This is a genomic window from Negadavirga shengliensis (assembly GCF_042652345.1).
In the GTDB taxonomy this organism is placed as follows: domain Bacteria; phylum Bacteroidota; class Bacteroidia; order Cytophagales; family Cyclobacteriaceae; genus Negadavirga; species Negadavirga shengliensis.
The window spans coordinates 145815-163343 of the sequence record NZ_JBHSJJ010000006.1 but is presented as its reverse complement, the minus strand read 5'-3'; the positions used below and the strand labels follow the sequence as shown (position 1 = coordinate 163343).

Below are 17529 nucleotides of genomic sequence, written 5' to 3'. Positions count from 1 at the left end.
CAGTTTGTGACGATCCCGTCATGCTTGATTTCATCTTTTGTTTCAATCCTATTCTTCTCTAAAACAGCAATGTATATTCAATTTTATCTCCAGCCGGCAACAACAACTCCTGTTTGCCAGACACCTTCCGGATGCTGGCCGCACCTGTATTGCCATTGAGCTGTACATAATAGGAACGATCGCCCACTGCATATAAACCCTTTCCCAAATCCTCTATCAGTTCCGCTTCGGCCAGTCTCAGGTACATTTTGTCTTTAGGTCCCTCAATGGATAGGACGCGTCTGAGGCCTTGTCCCTCTTCCAATACCAACAAATCATCCTCCACTACGGCATTATGGAGGCGGTAGGTAAAGGCCACGTGGTTTTCTTTGCTTTTGATGCGGTAACCCAAGGGGCGAAATGCGGTGCCTGTGGTATCGGCTACCCAAGGCGCATCATTGCTATCCAGCAGGCCTATTGTAAATGACGGTTTGCCAAAACGAACCACGGCTCCCTCCGGCCTGGATGAACCGTCACCCCGGCTGTTCCACATAGGGGTGGCATTCAAAAACTCACCTCTCCATACCTGGACAATATGGCCATAATCCATGTCATAAGTATAATGAACCTTGGCTTCAGAACCCACTGACAGCGCGTGTGTCACCCGGTCATGGCCCGGAATGTCCATAAAACTCCTCAGTAGGGGACGTTCTTTCGGGTCCACCAGTATGGGGTCTGCCGTGCCCCTGCCGGCACCGGCGCTATTGCCCAGCTGAAACTCCCTGATTCCCGGGCCTGAAACTGTCCATCCGACGGCAGTAGGCGCCCAATCCTGACTCTTGGCGTATATGAGTTCGAAAGCATGTTCCCCTGCCGGCAGCCTTACAGGCTCACTTCTCCTGCTTCTAGAGGGGGAAACGGCTTCCTCCCCGTTGATCCTCAATACTCCCCCGCCCCCAGGCAATTGGATGCCAAACCGGTAATCTCCCGGTTCATGAACCAACAGTTTACCTTGGTACCTGATCAGAAACCGGGAAGTCTCTGTACGAAAGTCTGAAGAAAGCACTTCCAGGTTTCCGGTTTTTGAGGGTTTTAATTGACCGAAATCGGGTTCACTGTCAAAAGTGCCTTCAAATACCTGATAGTTGATGTCCGCAAGTTCGGGCCTTTTTTTATCATAGGAATCGATTTTTAAATTCCGGAACGCCACCGCCCCATGATCTCCCTGAATGCGCAAAGGACCCTTGGCCATTTCCTTCCCGGACATAGCTCCCCTTGTAGGGCCAAAAAGTTCTACATTTTCGTGGATGGTCACACCGTTCAGTTCGGCGGAAAGTATCCTGGCATTTTCTGTTTTATTGCCGGATTCATCAAATCTGGGAGCTTGAAAGGACACTTTCAGATGCTGCCAAAGTCCGGGGGCCTTGCTTGCATTTTGTCGGGGAGCATATCCCTGATAACCTTTCTGACCATCAGGTTTGGCATCATCCCATCGCTCATAGATTCCTCCGTTGTCACCTGCCCTGGGGACGCGGACCCCCCAACTGTCCAGAATCTGGATCTCATACATTCCCTGGAGATAGATACCTGAATTGGAACCTTTTGCCACTGTGTATTCTACTTCCAGATCCATATCTCCAAAAGTTTCCTTCGTATAAAGGTCCTGGCCTTTATCTTTTTTTGTAGGAATATTGACCAGAATACCGCTGCCCTTGGTGCCGGTCATCACTCCCTTTTCTTCTAAATCCACGTCTACCCCTCCGGCAATGCTCCAGGTCTTACCTGGTTTTTCGAAGGCGTCAAGGTTTTCCAGACCGATCACAGTCTGGGCTTTTAGTGACCGGTTAAGGCCGGTGAGGAAGCATCCTGTTAGTACCAGCCCCATCAGGAAGCGTGGTAGTTGTCGCGACAATAAATGCTTTTGCATGAAAATTTATTTTGATTAATAGAATTTAAGTTATTGATTATTAATATTTTAAACCACGTTCTTGCGGGTTAGATGGGTTTGAATGCGATAATTTCGGAGCTAAAAATGATACTATTTTTTGTTAAATGCAATTGGGTGACCTTTCTGCCAAGTGGTAATTTCTATACATATACTCAACAATCAACAAGATATAAAAGAGGTTGCCCCAAAAGCAGCGTCTGCTTTTGGGACAACTTCATGAACACTTTAAAATCTCAAAATCAATATCCCGGATTTTGCTGCAAATTGGGATTGGACACAATTTGTATATCCGGAATAGGGAACAACTCCAGGTTAGGGTCATTGGAAGGCGCGTGGTCCCACCATGATTCCGTCACAAACTTACCAAACCGGATCAGGTCAGTCCTCCTTTTCCCTTCGAAGATAAATTCCCGGCCTCTTTCAGCCAGCAGCTCATCGAGGGTCAAGGTGGCAGTCGTATAAGCTTCACTTGCCCACTCCGCTTCGTCAAATGCCCTGCTTTTACTTGCATTGATCAAATCCACTGCTTCCTGGGGGGCTATTCCCCCATTTTTTCTGATAAGGGCCTCCGCTTTGTTGAAGTAGATTTCTGTCAATCGGTAAATGATGTAATCATTTTCCCAATAGTTAGGGTCAGAGGATGTGCCTGAGCGGTACTTGTGAAAGCGTGCGCCACTGTTTTCTTCTCCGCGGGTCATACCCCCTTCACCCGTCTCGCCTTCACTGTTCCTTCTGATGGTATTGACATACACCAGTTGCTCACCTTCATATTCTTCGGTAGCCAGGATTGGGTTGTTTGTTCCCAGCTGATATTGCGGACCAAACAAAAACCATTCGGACTTTCGTCGGTCATTCTCCTGATACGCGTCGAAAGCCGTAGGAATCACGACAAAGGCATTCCAACCACTGTAAGTTACACCCAATGCCGGAGCCATGTTACCGTATCCAAAATAGAATCCGGCCCAGTTGAAGGTAAACCCGCCTTCCCTGCTAAAAGCAAATTGGAAAATGTTTTCCGGTGAAAGGTGATTGGTGTTGTTAAAAGGTCCCAAAATGTCAGGATCCAAACGCATGGGGCCATTCAGGCTCCCTCCGTCACCGTTGATCACTTTATCGCTGTAAGCGATGGATTGATCCCACATCGGTGTTCCGGCCCACTTTTCCGCATTGAGGTAAAGTTCAGACAACATGGCATAGCCAGCGGCTTTAGACACCCTGCCCACCACTTCCTGAGACAGCGGCTGCAACAATTCAACGTTGTTTTCCAGTTCCTGCCTTACAAACTCAAAAACTTCGGCCCTGCTGGCAGTAGGAGGGTTTACCGGTGTGCCCACCGTGGTAATGATAGGCACATTGCCCCACATGTCCATGATTCTCATATAGTGATACGCGCGCATCACACGTACTTCCGCCAGAATCGATTCCTTTTCGGCTTCATCCATGCCGGCTTGGGAAAAGTCCAGTCCTTCCAGGTCCTCCAAAATCGAATTGACATAACCTACACCTTCCCACATCAAAGCCCAAGCTGTTCTCATCCTTGGTTCTTGGGTAGTCCAGGCATGGTAATGCAGCCTGATATGGTCACCTCCGTCAAAACCATGCCGGCCTTTCTGGGGCCAGGCCACCTGATCTGCCGCCATTTCGCCGTGGTAATAGAAACCATTCTGACCCGTAGGGGCAAGCCAGGCTTGCATATGGGTAAAAGGACGCAACACCCCTTGCATAATCTCTACACGGTTGTTGTAAAAATTATCTTTGGTCAACTGGTTATAAACGTTTTCGTCCAGATCAGTACATCCTATCGTAAAAGCAGACAAACCTGCAATCGTCAAGCTTATTTTCTTATATAATTTGTTCATCATTTGTTCCTCTGTTTAAAACCCTACATTCAGTCCAACAGTATAAGAATTGGTTCTGGGATAAAATCCGCGGCTGTCGATACCGGTGGTAAAGCCAGTGTCCTGCAATTCAGGATCCAATCCACTGTATCCCGTAAATGTCAACAGGTTTCTCCCGGTAACATACACCCTGAGGTTGCGGATATAGTTGCTGACAATATTGAACCTGTAGCCCAGCGTGACATTGTCAAGTTTGACGAAATCACCTCTTTCCAGATAGTAGTCGGAATATTGAGGATTGTCATTCAACTCCGCATGTTTGGTAATCGCGGAATGCAAGAGGTTATTGGGCAACCATGCCTGGTTTCCAAAATAAAGCTCCTGGGTATTCAGGATATCAAAGGCGAATTTTCCCCTGAAAAACAGGGTAAGGTCAAAATTCCTGTAACGGAAATTATTGGACCAAGAAGCCATATAGTTCGGCACACCGTTTCCTATGATGGTGAGATCCTGCTCTGAAAGTTCTGATGCAGGTCCTACCGTGCCGTCAGCTTTGTGAAACAGCCATTTTCCGTCTTCTGTAAAACCGGCAAAGCGTTTTCCAAAGAAGTTGCCCACAGCACCACCTTCTTCCAACCGGATGGCCGGCCCAAGGTTACCGGGCGAGGGCAAAGAGCCAAACTCCAACCAGGAAACCGTATACACTTCGTTTGAAAGAGAGGTCAACTCATTGAACTGGGAATTTCCTGCGAAATCCATGCTCCAGCTAAAATCCTGCTTGTCCATAATCACACCGCTAAGGAACAATTCCACCCCCCGGTTATTGATACTTCCCACATTGGTGTATATCTGGTTTCTTACGAAAGGAGGCTGCTGGGCAGTATAATTATGCAGTAGATCCACGGTTTCCCTGTTATATACATCCAGGGAGCCGCTTAACCTGTCATTGAACAAGCTGAAATCCAAACCAAAGTTCCATTCCTGCTTCCTCTCCCACCTTAAATCCGGATTGGGGTTTCGGGCCGGTCCATAGGTTTGGTAATAAACCCCTTGCTGGGGATATACGCCACCTGTACTGAGTGTTACCAATGATTGGTAATTGGGAATCCCCTGGTTTCCGGTGACACCATAACCTACCCGAAGTTTCAGGTTGTTGATCTGCTCGATATTTTGGATAAAAGATTCCTCAGAAATTGTCCACCCAGCCGATACGGCGGGGAAATTACCCCACTTGTTGTTGGCGCCAAACCGGGATGATCCTTCTCTCCTAAGGATCAGCTGGGCAAAATATTTGTCCTTATAAGCATAACTCGCCCTGCCAAAAAAGGCAATAAGCGTGTTGTCCTGCTTGGAGCTGCCCATTCCGGGTCTTGGCAAAAGGGTATTGTTGATCGCACTGCCTGCTCCCAGGTTCCAGTCCAGAAAAGCATCTGTGGTAAAACCGGAATTGTTTACGTTAAAGGACTCCTCTGTAAAATACTGATAACTGTACCCACCGATCAAATCCAACCGATGGTCTCTGTTGAATACCCTTTTATAATCGATAGTGGATTCGAATGTATTGTTCCAGGCTAGGTAGTTGCTTTTGGAAGCATATCCTGTCCCCTGGTATTGCGCATTGGGACGCTGATCAAAATCCTCCATGGATCGGTACAGCCTATCATTCCAGGTGTTGCGCTGATGGGCTCCAAAAGCAGAAAGATTCAACCCTTCCAATATCTCAAGGGTAAGTTTTCCGTCCACTGAAAAGGTATGCTGGTTCCTTTCAGATATCCGGTTGGCAAAGCGGGAAAGAGGATTGTAATTGTTAAAAGCCTCTGTTTCCACAAAAGAGCCGTCGGGATGAAATATGGGAGCTGTAGGGTTTCTTTGGATGGCCTGCTCAAAATCCCCTCCGCCTCCACCAAGGAAGTTCGCATGGTTAAAATTGGAAGCGACGTTGGTCTGCAACAACAATCGGTCCTGCAGGCCTCTGTGGTTGATGTTGACCCTGCCACCGATTTGTCTCCTTGTGTTTTCCTTGGCGATACCTTCTGCATCGTTTACATATAAAGATACCCGGTAGTTGGTATTGGCGCTTCCACCGGATGCTGCGAAATTATGGTATTGACTAAGGTTATTTCGGTTGATCAGTTCCTCATACAGATCGGTAGAGCTACCCAGATCATTTACCTCGCCGATTCTTCCCTGAGCAATAAGATCCCTGTATTCTGAGGCCGTCAAAAACCGGGGCTTGTTATCTATGACCTCCCGTTGGAAATAGTTTGAATATTCAAAACGTGCATCACCCGAGCGTCCCTTTTTGGTAGTGATGAGGATGACGCCGTTGTTTCCCCTGGTTCCATAGATGGCAGCGGCTGAACCGTCCTTCAACACATCAAATGACTCTATGTCATCCTGCTGTAAAAGGTCCAGGTTTCCGCCGGGGATGCCATCGATTACGATTAAAGGTTCCAGGTTTCCAGTTAAGGATGTTACCCCCCTCAGTTGTATGGCCGCACTGGAGTTGGGATTGTTTCCCTGTGTCCTGGTAATGCTGAGACCGGCCACCTTTCCCTGAATGAGATCCATGGGAGAGCGGACACCGCCTTGGTTGAAGTCCTCCACTCCTACTGTGGCCACAGAGGAAGTAATCTCTTTCCGCTTCTGGGTACCATAGCCGATCACCACGACTTCATCCAGTGATTTGGTGTCGCTTTCCAATTCAATGTTCATGTTGGTCTGGGAACCCACCCTTACTTCCTGGGTCTTCATACCGATGAAGCTAAACGACAAAACGGCTTCGTTGGAGGTCACACGGATGGTAAACTGCCCGTCCAAATCGGTGACAACGCCATTGGTGGTTCCCTTTTCAAGAACAGAGACGCCTGGCAACAATTCACCATTAGCATCAGCTACAACGCCGCTGACCGTATTGCCGGACTGGGCCATGACAGATACCCCACACAGCAGGATAAACAGGAAGGTACAAAGACCTTTCACGGTAAAGTTCATTTCCAAATTTTTCTTTTTTTTAGGTTTATAGTTTTCCATAAAACAAATAGTATAAAATGATTTAATTGAACCCGGCCTCCGTAGAAGGCCAAAAAACATCAGCGAGGTTTTATCATAGGCAGCTTATTTGGGTTTAACATATATTGATAAAGAATGCCAAAAACCTTTCGACATCCCTAAAAAGATGCTGGCAAATAAAAAACTGGGGTATTAATAAATAGGAAATAATCGCTAAAAAGTAGATTAATTTTCGATTAATAAGTCGGATATTTAAGAATTATATGTAACATTAAAACATTGATTATCATATATTTGAAAAACTTTAATATGAATGGTTAGCATGAAACGATGGGATTGCATTATTTTTACAAACCTGAGAGAAAGGGCACTTGGGAAAAACAGCTACTGGGTGAAAGCAAATTCCGTCTACATAAATTGACTACTTTATCACACGGCCCAGGCCGAAGGGAATGTAGTGGCTGGTCTCCAGCTAAACAGGAACCGGCTTCAGCCAGTCAAAAGTAAAAGTTATTTAAATGAAAATATTTTATACCGTCCTATTAATTATTTTCATCTTCTTCAGCTCCTCTGCGCAGTTTACCACTAAAACAGGACTTTATTTTTCCTCCCATGAAACTGTGCAGGACTACAGGACATCTCTTAAAATCTCTCCTGACAAACGTCTTGATCTGGAGAAAGGCATGACCCTTTCGTTCGACATCAGTTTTCGGCCCGGTGACGGGGATTACGGCTATGTGGTCAGAATCATAGGAGATGAGGGCGTGCATTTGGACCTGGTGACACATACTACAAGCTATTCAACCAACTTTTGGCTGGTTAATCAGGACAGCACGCTTTTTTCTTTGGGATGGAAAGATCTGAAAGACATTCACTATGATCAGTGGGTGGGGGTAAAAATAAACATCGATCCTTTACGCGAGGAAGTCAGTTTAACATTTCACGATTGGGAACAAAAAAAGAAGCTTCCTCAAATTAAAGGTATTTCGCATCCTACGATTGTTTTTGGGGCACAAAGAGAACCGAATCTCGTCAGTACAGACGTGGCACCCATGACGCTCAGACACATTCGCATTGCCGATCATGCAGGTAAAATACTACGCCATTGGGAGCTTTCCAAACATGTGGAAAACCTCGTGTATGATGAAATCTCAGGGGCTGCTGCCGAAGTCCTGAATCCGGTCTGGAAAATTGACGACCATGTAAAATGGCAACAGGTTGGGCACTTAAATAAGAAAAATATCGTCGGGGTCTGCACCGACGATCTGAACAACCGCGTTTTTATCATCGGCCGTGACACCCTGAGTATTTATGAAATCAACAGCAAACAAACCGTCTCCATACCCTACCAACAAGGCAAGCCGTATAATTGCCGGAGCAATACTTTCATTTATGATCCGCTTAATGACCATATCATCAATTATAATTTTGACACAGATGCCCACAATGTATTAGACATTCAAACCGGTGTCTGGAGCCTGCCGGGTGGAAACTGTAACCAGCTACCTGCCTATTGGCATCACAACAAAGCCATCATGGACAACACCCTCGTGACCTTTGGCGGATATGGATATTATACCTATAAAAACATTTTACTTCAGAGCAGTCTAACTGATCCCCGCTGGCAAAAAATGGAGGCAAAAGGTTTGATTGAACCACGATACCTGTCCGCATGGGGAGAAGATACCAAAGAAGGCAATTGGTACATCTTTGGAGGATATGGAAGTAAGTCCGGCAGCCAGCAGATTTCACCCCGACATTATCTTGACTTGCACCGGTTTGATCCAAAAAGCCGGACATTGGAAAAAGTCTGGAACACAACCATTGAAAAACGAAAGAGTAAGGTCCCTGCTTCCAGCTTGGTTCCCTCAGAAAATCATGACGGTTTTTATGCCTTACTGTTTGACAACAGCCAGTACCATACCCATTTGCAGCTGGCTAAAATAAGGAAAGACATTTCTGAGGTTAATTTTTACCAGGATTCCATCCCTTATACTTTTTTGGATACCGACTCCTGGAGCACGTTGTATTTAAATGAAAGCAGTCAGGAACTTATCGCCTTGACTCATCACGGGGATGAAATCAAGTTATTCAGCCAGGCTTTTCCGCCCATGCTGCCTGCCGATATTCACCAAGATATTGTATCCCCATTCCATTGGAAAGAACGGGCGTTATGGTTGACAGGAATTTTAGCCCTTTTCATTATCCTGGCCCTGGTATTTAAAAGAAAGAGCAAAATACCCCTACCACTTCATGAAGGCCTTCCTGTTTCGGAAGTGAAAGCCGTCGTCCCTCCACGGTCAGGAGGGTTTTACTTTTTGGGAGGCTTCCTGGTATTTGACAGCACGGGAAAAGACATTACCTCTGAATTCACCCCAACCTTAAAACTTCTCTTCCTCCTTATCTATTTCTACTCAGCAAGGAGTGGAAAGGGGATCAATTCCACGCAGTTGACAGAATATGTATGGCCAGAAAAAACAGACAACAGCGCCCGAAACAACAGGAATGTAAATATCAGGAAACTCCGGCTTTTATTGGAAAAGACAGGAAATGTGGAAGTAAAAAATGACAATACCTATTGGAAAATTGTACTTCCGGATAATGTGTTTTCTGATTATGAACACCTTTACGGATTGGCAGATCAAGTAAAGTCCTTCAAAGACAACTTGAATGATCAAGGACTTGCAGAATTCCTGCATTATGCAGGACAAGGGGAACTATGCCCCAGTGTACAAACAGAATGGATAGACAAATACAAAGTAGACCTGTCCAACAGGATCATCGACGAGCTTTCCGTTTTGCTGGAAGCCATTCCCTGGGAAAAAGCCAATTACCCATTGATGGCCCAGATTGCTTCCTCCATCCTCAAACACGATGTCCTCAATGAAGAGGCGCTCCAAATAAAATGTACAGCGCTGTACCTTATGGGGAAAAAGGGGATCGCCAAACACTGTTATGATAAGTTCTGCACCGAATATAAAAACAGTATGGGCAGCGATTTTCCTATGAAATTCAAATCACTGCTGAAGGTTTACAGCTGAGTATTTTCGAATCTGATCGGTCACAGAAAAATCAAAAACCGGAATCCAGAAAAGAGACCCCGCCATCAGCCTACAAAGGTGGGTGCCCCATGTTCTGTTAACAACAATCGCCTCTTGGGTTTCGGGGTTTGCCTTCTTCCTGGCTTGTCACGATAATTCCCCAAATACCCCCTCCAGATCCAATTCAAAACCCAGCAGGGCTTGGGAACTTACCCGGTCTCCCAGGGTAAACAGGCGGGAAGGACGGTATTTTTCATTTTCCAAGGTATAAATCAGCAGGGTGCGCTCATCGGGGTGGATAATCCAGTATTCTTTCACCCCGGAGGCCTCGTATACTTCATATTTCAATTGCAGTTCCTTTTTATTATTCCCGGGAGATAGAATCTCCACAATCAGGTCCGGGGCTCCCACACAGCCCAAATCGTCCAGCTTACCCTGATCGCAGACCACACAAAGATCCGGCTGCACCACCGTATCGATGTCTTCATGCCGTCTGGAGGAAACCGGAAGCCGTACGTCGAAGGGTGCCGGGTAAACTTTACAGGATTTCCCCTTCAAAAATTCGTAAAACCTGTTTGCCAGGATCATCACCACTTCCTGGTGTACCCTCCCGGGAGCCGCGGCTGCCTGCCTGAACACCTTTCCCCGGATCAGTTCCACCATTTCGTCCAACTGCCAGGAAAGGTAATCCGCATAGGAATAAGAACCATAGGCGTCAAAAGGTTCATTGATCTGATCTTTGTCCCGCTGCTTTTCCATCTGAAAACGAGTTGAATATTCTCTGTTTATAAAGATAGTAACAATTGGGTAATTTCGGAAAATCCCTGAACGCTTGGGCAAGCCAGGGAATGTGATAAGAGAAAAATGCATGTCCGTGCAGTTCAATAAATAGTTGATTTGTCCTGGAATAAGAAAAGACTGTCTTCGAAAGCATAAATTACTGGTGCCAGTCCAAAAACCATGTAAGTAAGCCTGTCCGCCATGTCATTTACGGGATCCCAAGCATTTCTGAAAAATACTTTCCACTTCGGAAGATGCGGCTTTCCGCAAACTGAATGATAGGCTGTGTCCCGCGTGTCTCGGGATTAGCCCGTTCAAATAATACATTTTTTCGTAGGCTTGAATATCTGAATAATCCCTATTAGGAGAAAATCCCTGATAAACATATAAATACCGAGTTCCCAATTCCTCCATTCCTTGTCCGATATAAACCGGATTATAATTGGACATTTCATAATCAAGCAGTTTAACACGGAGAGCGGATTCCCCTCAAAATCATGGATCAAAAACCCGTTGTATCCATAGGCTATAAAAGAATTCCCGTCTATATTTCTTAGGGTAGACATAATTATTCCATAATTGTTAGGACCATTCCCAAATTCGGAAAATGAGTTAATGATGGCACCAGCGAAATCTGCCAAATTTATGGAAGAAAAAATAGAACCATATTTTAAATATATAATAAGCATCAAATAGGTGACCGGTATATTTTTAAATACGTTAATTATATGACGGGTCCGTTAACTTCAGCGGACCTCTTAATCAAATAGTCATGAATATTAGGAAAACATTAATGGTGTTATTGCTATTTGTCTTTTCAATGGCTGCAAATGGGACTTATGCACAAACTGAACAGACAGCTAAGCAGCAGAAAGAACTCAGTCAAGAGAAAAAAAAGAATGATAAAGTGGAAGCTCAACGTAATAAGGAAAGGCAAAAAAAGGCCGATGCTTTGAAAAAAGAGTACAAAGCAAAGGCCAGGGAAGCCCGCCGTATTAGTAATGATGCAGATGATGCCGCCAAGCAAGCTAAAAAATCTGCAAAAATGGAAGGGAAGGCACAAAGAGCAAGACTAAGGGCTGAGAAACAACTGGAAAAATCGCACAAAGCTTCCCGGAAATCGGACGATAACTGAGCTTAGTGATATATCAATTAGAAATTGTCGGATAGCGTCTTTTCAGTTTTACCCTTGCCGAATCAGTGGGGAACTGCCAATTGTTGATTGACTGCTTATTATTCTGTCTTGTTGCCAAGTTGATACTTCCTGCTTCATGGCTTCTATTTCATCAATTCCCCGCCAAAACCATAAATCAAAAGACCATTATAGCCGTAAGCGATAAATGAACTATAAATCTGTAACCGTCCTTTCCGAAGAAGCTTTTGGGAACATAGGCTGTTCGTTGCCAAACTTATGTCAAAATATTGGAAAGGAAAGGGCTTGTTCTGGTGAATGTTGAATATTGGGAGAAAAGCTTAATTGAATTAACTCAAAAAAATCGAGAAAAGTTTATGTGTCGTTAAGCCGGGATCAAAGGCCGGGCCGCTGTCCTGCTTTTAATTCTTGGTTAAATAAAAGAAATCCGAAAAGTAACTTTCTAATTCCCCCTGGTCAATACTTGACGAACGAAAGCCAATATGGCCATCCGGGCGGATAACAAAAACAGCTGTTTTCTTTATACCGTATGTATTAAAAAAGGAGCTATTGATTTGTGGATTGGCTATAAAAAACGCTTTTATCGGAAGCTGGGTATTTTGAGTGAAATATTCCATAATTTTTTCTGCGATAGTGTTTTTGGGGGTGGCGTCAGCAATCAATAAGGTGAAATGGGTACAATGGAATAATTTAAAAATATCCGTTTCTTGGTGTTTCAGATCAATTTTACAAAATGGGGCTCTGTCACCAGCCTCGGGCGCCTTTGCCTTAAATTCCTGGTTTGAACCCTGCCTGCTTAAGGGGCTTTGCCTGTACTTTATGGCCAGTTGGGAGAAACGCCTTAGATTTTTCTTCCTGAAGCGCTTTACGTTAAAGAGTATTTTTAAAAAACTGGAAAGAAATACAACCTGAAAAGGTTTAATATTCTAATTGGTTGAATCATCAATTGGAAAAATCGGTCGGTCGTGTTGTGCAGGTTTTGGGCTATTGGCATACGTTCCTGGGTATAGGTTTTTAGCAGTTCGGGCTTGGCTATTCCACTTATAACAAAACTTAGCTTCCAGGCCAGGTTATAGGTATCCTGTATTCCGGTGTTCATGCCCTGACCGGCAGCGGGGCTGTGAACATGGGCAGCGTCCCCGGCAAGAAAAACCCTTCCTTTTTGGAAACTTTCTGCAAGCCGTGCATGGATTCTAAAAACAGATGACCATTCCATGTTTTTCACCTTCAAATCAAGGTATGGATTGGAATCCAGGATTTTCTGAACATCACCAAAAGTCAATTCCTCATCTTCATCCTTGCCCACCGAAGGGTTCATGAAATTGAACAGCCGGAATTTGCCTTTTTCCCGGAACGAAAAAATACCGGTAATGTATGATGGAGCCAGGGTAAAATAACTGTCACCATGTTCTATACCGCCTTCAAATTCACAATCTGCAAGGTAGAAGCAGGGAGAAAAGGTTTTTCCCTTAAAAGCAAAACCAGCTTGTTCCCTTATAATGCTGCCTGCCCCGTCACAACCAATCAGATATTGAAACTGTAATTCTTTTTCCTTTCCCAATGGATCTTTAATGGTAACCAAAATCCCTTCATCATTTTCACTCAGCTTTGTCAATTCATGCTTCCAATTCACTTTTAATTCATGCGCTTCCAGTGAATCGATTAAAATTTCCTCCGTCCTGTATTGTTCAAGGACCAGGAAAAAAGGAAAGTTGCTCTCACCGGGCAATATATCCTTTAACCTAATTTTAGCAGTTTCCCTGTCCTTGATAAAAAAATGCACGGTATTGTCTATACTGCCTTCAGAAATTACTTTTTCAGCCATCCCGATTTGATCAAAAACCTCAAGAGTCCTTGCATGGATGCCAAAGGCTTTGGATTCCCTGGACGGATGCGCGTTTTTATCAATCAACATAAATGGGGTTCCCATCCTTGAGAGAAGATTGGCGAGGCTAAGCCCGGTTGGCCCTGCACCAGTGATCAGTATTTTTTCATTTTCCATTAGCTGGCTTTATTTAGGGGAGGTCCTTTAGCAAATAAAGTTAGCAATAATGGAGGAGAAATTAGTTTCGGGAAAGAAATGGGCTTTTAGGTGTTTCAGTTGGCTTTGTTGGACAAAAAATCAAAACCGCCTTCTCCTAAATTCATCCCGAACTCCAGGATTTCAAGGAAATATTGCACGAAAAAGATTTTCAAAAATAATTTTGGTTTGGGAAAATAGATTTCCGCATAGGCAGCTAAAAACCAATGAAAGGAACAAAAATTTCATTGTTTAAATATCTATCACGATAAACCCCAATTCATCCGAGAAATTTTGAAACACCCAGAGCTTTCCATCCTTGGCAAAATACTTTACGAACTCAGTATTCAGCTCAGGAATTGCTGATTCAGAAATTAAGTTGAAAGCTTCATCAAAAATGGACAGATACACCGTCACATCTTCTATTTCTGGCAACAAAGAATCTTCTTTCCGAATTTCCGAGAAAACTCTTTTAGCCGATAAGCGCAAATATCGCTTTTTTAACCTGTCCCAAACCGGTGGGCCAAATCTGACTTGTTCCAATAATTTTTGGTACTCATTTTGAATCTGCTCATTGGAGGTAATATTCATTCCGCTGAGATCCCTTGCTCGCTTAGGGGTCATTTTAGGCTCATAATGAACAGTTTGTAAGAGTTTTCCTTCAAAATTAAACACGAATACCTCATTTGAATATTGATGGCTAATTATTGCTAAGTTGTTTTCTGAGGACATAAAAACATAGGGATCCAAAAAAGTACGAAACTTTGGATCATCATAGGCTAACACAAAATTCTGATAGGATTTTTCAGCATCTATATCATATCGTTCTACCAAATTTTTCTCTACTGACAAGACATCTAGGAAAACTTCTCTACTCCTATTATTGTAATTTAATCCAAAAATATTTAATTCCCCGTTACCGATAGCCATCTCGTTTCTAGGGATTTCTCCATACTTCAAACCTTTTGTATCAATTGCATTCATCCAATCAATTTTTTTTAATAATTGGCCATTTGTCTTGAATATTGCAGACTTGTTAAAAGATTTAATAAAAAGTAAACCATTTTTTAATAAATTAAAACTATTAACATGCTCACCTGTTCCATCAGGCCCTTCTATTTCAAATGATAAATTAGATGCAATCTCTAACCTATCAAGATTCACATCGTCGATTGAATGATTAAAACTGTTGTACAAATTAATTGAGCTTTCTTCATCATTTAAATCCGAAATCCAAATACCTCTTTTCAAATCGAGAAGCCTTGTGTTGGATTCAATGATAATGGTGTCAACCGAATACAATAAATTATAGGCTTCATGACTATTATTCTTTCCTTGGCAAGAAAGAATAATACATGTAATTGCCAAAAACGTAAAATACCTCATAAGATTTTCAGTTCTAGAAGTTTACCATTTTCTTGAATACGAATCTGTTTCCGATTTTTACCCCATTCATGCAGTTTAATCATATTCGCCATATGCTACACTTTCAACACCATCCGAAACAAGCTAAAATAATCCTGCTCCACGTTTTCGTCCGGCTTTTCCAGAATCCTGAATCGTATGTCTCGAAGAAGTATGCAATTCTTCACATATCAGCATGATGATAAATACGTCCGAAATTAAAATACAATCAAATACCTTTGCCTTATTCTGCAAAGCAACAATAGATGGCTACTTTCCCAAATATTTATCAAACAATATCCTGATTTCCTCAGAATCCGGTCCCGGAGCATTTTTATGAACCAGGTTGCCCTCTATGTCATATAACAGGTATCTTGGAATGGATTCCAGCTGTATATCCTCTAACAATGCTGATACCTTGGAATTAGTTATTAAGAAACTTCCAGAAGGGTCATCCAACTCATATTTTTCAACCGCCTTGCGCCAAGCCTCCTCGTTCTCGTCTATAGATAAATAAACAAAAGCAACATTTTCTTTAAATTCTTTATGAAGCACTTTTGAGGCAGGAAGTGCCCGGATACAGGGAGCACACCAACTTGCCCAGAAGTCAACATAAACCAGCTTCCCTTTTTGAGTTTCTAAATGCGACTTAAAGTCGGAGGCTATGGAACTCAGCGAAGTAAGTTTCAACTCATGGCTCGTGTCAAAATCCAAATTATATTTAGAAACCAAAAAATCATGGAATAAGGTATCCGAGGTAAGTTCCATGTACTTGGCCACGTAAGTTTTAATATCATCTGATGGAAAATTACGGATAACATTTACTAAGGTTTTATTAAGTATTGCTTTATGGGTTAATTCTGGGATATCGTTTTCCTTAGTTATTAAGTCAAAAAGCTCCCGGTAGTCGGGATTAGACCCATTTGAAGATCGGATCATTTTCACATTCTTTATTTTGCCGTACCTATAAATGAACCTTTCCAGCGCCGATTGGTAAAAATAAAAATCCAGTAAATTATCATCGAATCTCGAATGATATTTGGACACAAGTTCGGTATCATCTGTTTTATCCGATTCCATAGAAAGATCAAAAAATCGCCTTCGGTTCGAATAAAAATCGAAATAGTCTTGGGATATGTAATCCCTATCTATGAGACTGTCCAGTAAGTGAAAATAAAGTTTGGATTCATCTTTGGCAAGGTGCTGTAAGGAATCGATGCTTGGAACATTTTTCCCTCCCGTTAATGTTTGAAGAACCACATATCCGGAATTCAAATATCCTGTCGCGGAATTACCATTCCGTTGTAAACGGTCAAAGAAATAACCTTCAAAATTCAATTCAATATCATTATACTCCCTGTTTGTCACCTTTAAATACGGAAAATTTTCCCTGTAATCCACCTCAATAGAATCACCCGCCATCAAGAGAAAGCCGATTTGGTCAAGTACCTGAAAACTAAAGTCAACATTTAGCATGTTCCTTCCGGTCTCTATATTCAAATGGATAGAATCCTCCAGACATATCTTTTCCGTTTGTCGCAGGCGGTCTGTATAAGCCAGATCACAAATGCCGGATTGGATATAAGGGCCTGACCGATGAGAAACATATTTTCTGGTATTTTCTCCAATATTTTTAAATTTTAAAACAACACCTTTCAGTGGCTGTTTTTCCTTGTCCTGCTTTTCAGTTTTAGAAATACATCCGCTTTGTAAAGCAATGAGAACATTCAAGAGAAATATATAACGATAGGCGTTATTTTTTTTTGAATTACAGTGAATACGTTGCATACTGATTTGGCATTTAGTTATACCATTCTTAACCTATTATTAGATTTTTTCTACTAGTTCTGAGAACCTGTGCTTTTCAGGGAATTTATTTTTCAATCTACAAACTTGCCTCCCTCGTCAACGTCTTCTCTTTTCAATCCCACCCTAAACAACCTAAAATAATCCTGCTCCACGTCTTCGTCCGGCTTTTCCAGCATCCAGAGTTCTCCGTTTCGGATGACCATGCTGCCGTGCAGCAAACCATCGAGCACAGTGTCGGCCATTCTATTTCCAACGGAATCAAAAACGGCCAACCGGTGAAGGTATTTTTTACGCATCCGCTTCCAGAACTTTACCGCTTCTTCCGGTGATTTATTGACAAAGGAATCTTCCGTATCCGGACCATCAAGTCCCGGAAAATAGGCAATGAAGATATAGCCATCTACCATTTTGATATTCTGGATTTTCCCAGAGGTTCTTGAATGACCAGAAAACCTCACATCGGAAGAATACCTGTCTGTTCCTTTAAAATATCGATAATCGGGTAAATCAAGCGGTAATTCACCAAGCAACGAATGAGGTTCGGA

General features: G+C 43.1%; 11 protein-coding genes. 2 read left to right on the top strand and 9 right to left on the bottom strand.

The window, feature by feature from the left end; translation table 11 throughout:
- Window positions 1-58: 58 nt before the first annotated feature.
- The 3 genes from ACFPFU_RS12355 to ACFPFU_RS12345 all read right to left on the bottom strand — a co-directional run bounded on the left by ACFPFU_RS12355 (window position 59) and on the right by ACFPFU_RS12345 (window position 6798).
- Window positions 59-1906, bottom strand: coding sequence for a 3-keto-disaccharide hydrolase (locus tag ACFPFU_RS12355; RefSeq protein WP_377064916.1), 1848 nt, complete (start codon window positions 1904-1906; stop codon window positions 59-61).
- Window positions 1907-2166: 260 nt separating this feature from the next.
- Entirely contained in the window at window positions 2167-3786 is a 1620-nt protein-coding gene (locus ACFPFU_RS12350) for a RagB/SusD family nutrient uptake outer membrane protein (protein WP_377065201.1), read from the bottom strand.
- Window positions 3787-3801: 15 nt separating this feature from the next.
- Window positions 3802-6798 carry a SusC/RagA family TonB-linked outer membrane protein gene (locus ACFPFU_RS12345; RefSeq protein WP_377064915.1) on the bottom strand — a complete coding sequence of 999 codons (2997 nt, stop codon included), beginning with the start codon at window positions 6796-6798 and terminating at the stop codon, window positions 3802-3804.
- Window positions 6799-7295: 497 nt separating this feature from the next.
- On the opposite strand from ACFPFU_RS12345, the gene ACFPFU_RS12340 reads away from it, so the two are divergent.
- Entirely contained in the window at window positions 7296-9818 is a 2523-nt protein-coding gene (locus tag ACFPFU_RS12340) for a hypothetical protein (RefSeq protein ID WP_377064913.1), read from the top strand.
- Between the two features lie 147 nt (window positions 9819-9965).
- Here the strand turns inward: ACFPFU_RS12340 and ACFPFU_RS12335 are convergent, their stop codons facing one another.
- Window positions 9966-10577, bottom strand: a complete 612-nt coding sequence (locus ACFPFU_RS12335) for a Uma2 family endonuclease (protein ID WP_377064912.1) — start codon at window positions 10575-10577, stop codon at window positions 9966-9968.
- Window positions 10578-11370: 793 nt separating this feature from the next.
- Here ACFPFU_RS12335 and ACFPFU_RS12330 point away from each other — a divergent pair.
- Window positions 11371-11733 carry a hypothetical protein gene (locus ACFPFU_RS12330; RefSeq protein ID WP_377064910.1) on the top strand — a complete coding sequence of 121 codons (363 nt, stop codon included), beginning with the start codon at window positions 11371-11373 and terminating at the stop codon, window positions 11731-11733.
- Between the two features lie 419 nt (window positions 11734-12152).
- Here ACFPFU_RS12330 and ACFPFU_RS25695 read toward each other — a convergent pair whose 3' ends face one another.
- The 5 genes from ACFPFU_RS25695 to ACFPFU_RS12310 form a co-directional block, all read right to left on the bottom strand.
- Window positions 12153-12368 carry a hypothetical protein gene (locus tag ACFPFU_RS25695; protein WP_465263032.1) on the bottom strand — a complete coding sequence of 72 codons (216 nt, stop codon included), beginning with the start codon at window positions 12366-12368 and terminating at the stop codon, window positions 12153-12155.
- Window positions 12369-12634: 266 nt separating this feature from the next.
- Complete coding sequence (locus tag ACFPFU_RS12325) at window positions 12635-13753, bottom strand: FAD-dependent monooxygenase (protein WP_377064908.1); 1119 nt, start codon at window positions 13751-13753, stop codon at window positions 12635-12637.
- Window positions 13754-14023: 270 nt separating this feature from the next.
- Window positions 14024-15157: a DUF4221 family protein gene (locus ACFPFU_RS12320; protein WP_377064906.1), complete on the bottom strand. Its 1134-nt coding sequence runs from the start codon at window positions 15155-15157 to the stop codon at window positions 14024-14026.
- Window positions 15158-15445: 288 nt separating this feature from the next.
- Window positions 15446-16963 carry a TlpA family protein disulfide reductase gene (locus tag ACFPFU_RS12315; RefSeq protein WP_377064904.1) on the bottom strand — a complete coding sequence of 506 codons (1518 nt, stop codon included), beginning with the start codon at window positions 16961-16963 and terminating at the stop codon, window positions 15446-15448.
- 92 nt (window positions 16964-17055) lie between these two features.
- Window positions 17056-17514, bottom strand: coding sequence for a hypothetical protein (locus ACFPFU_RS12310; RefSeq protein WP_377064902.1), 459 nt, complete (start codon window positions 17512-17514; stop codon window positions 17056-17058).
- Between the last annotated feature and the right edge of the window lie 15 nt (window positions 17515-17529).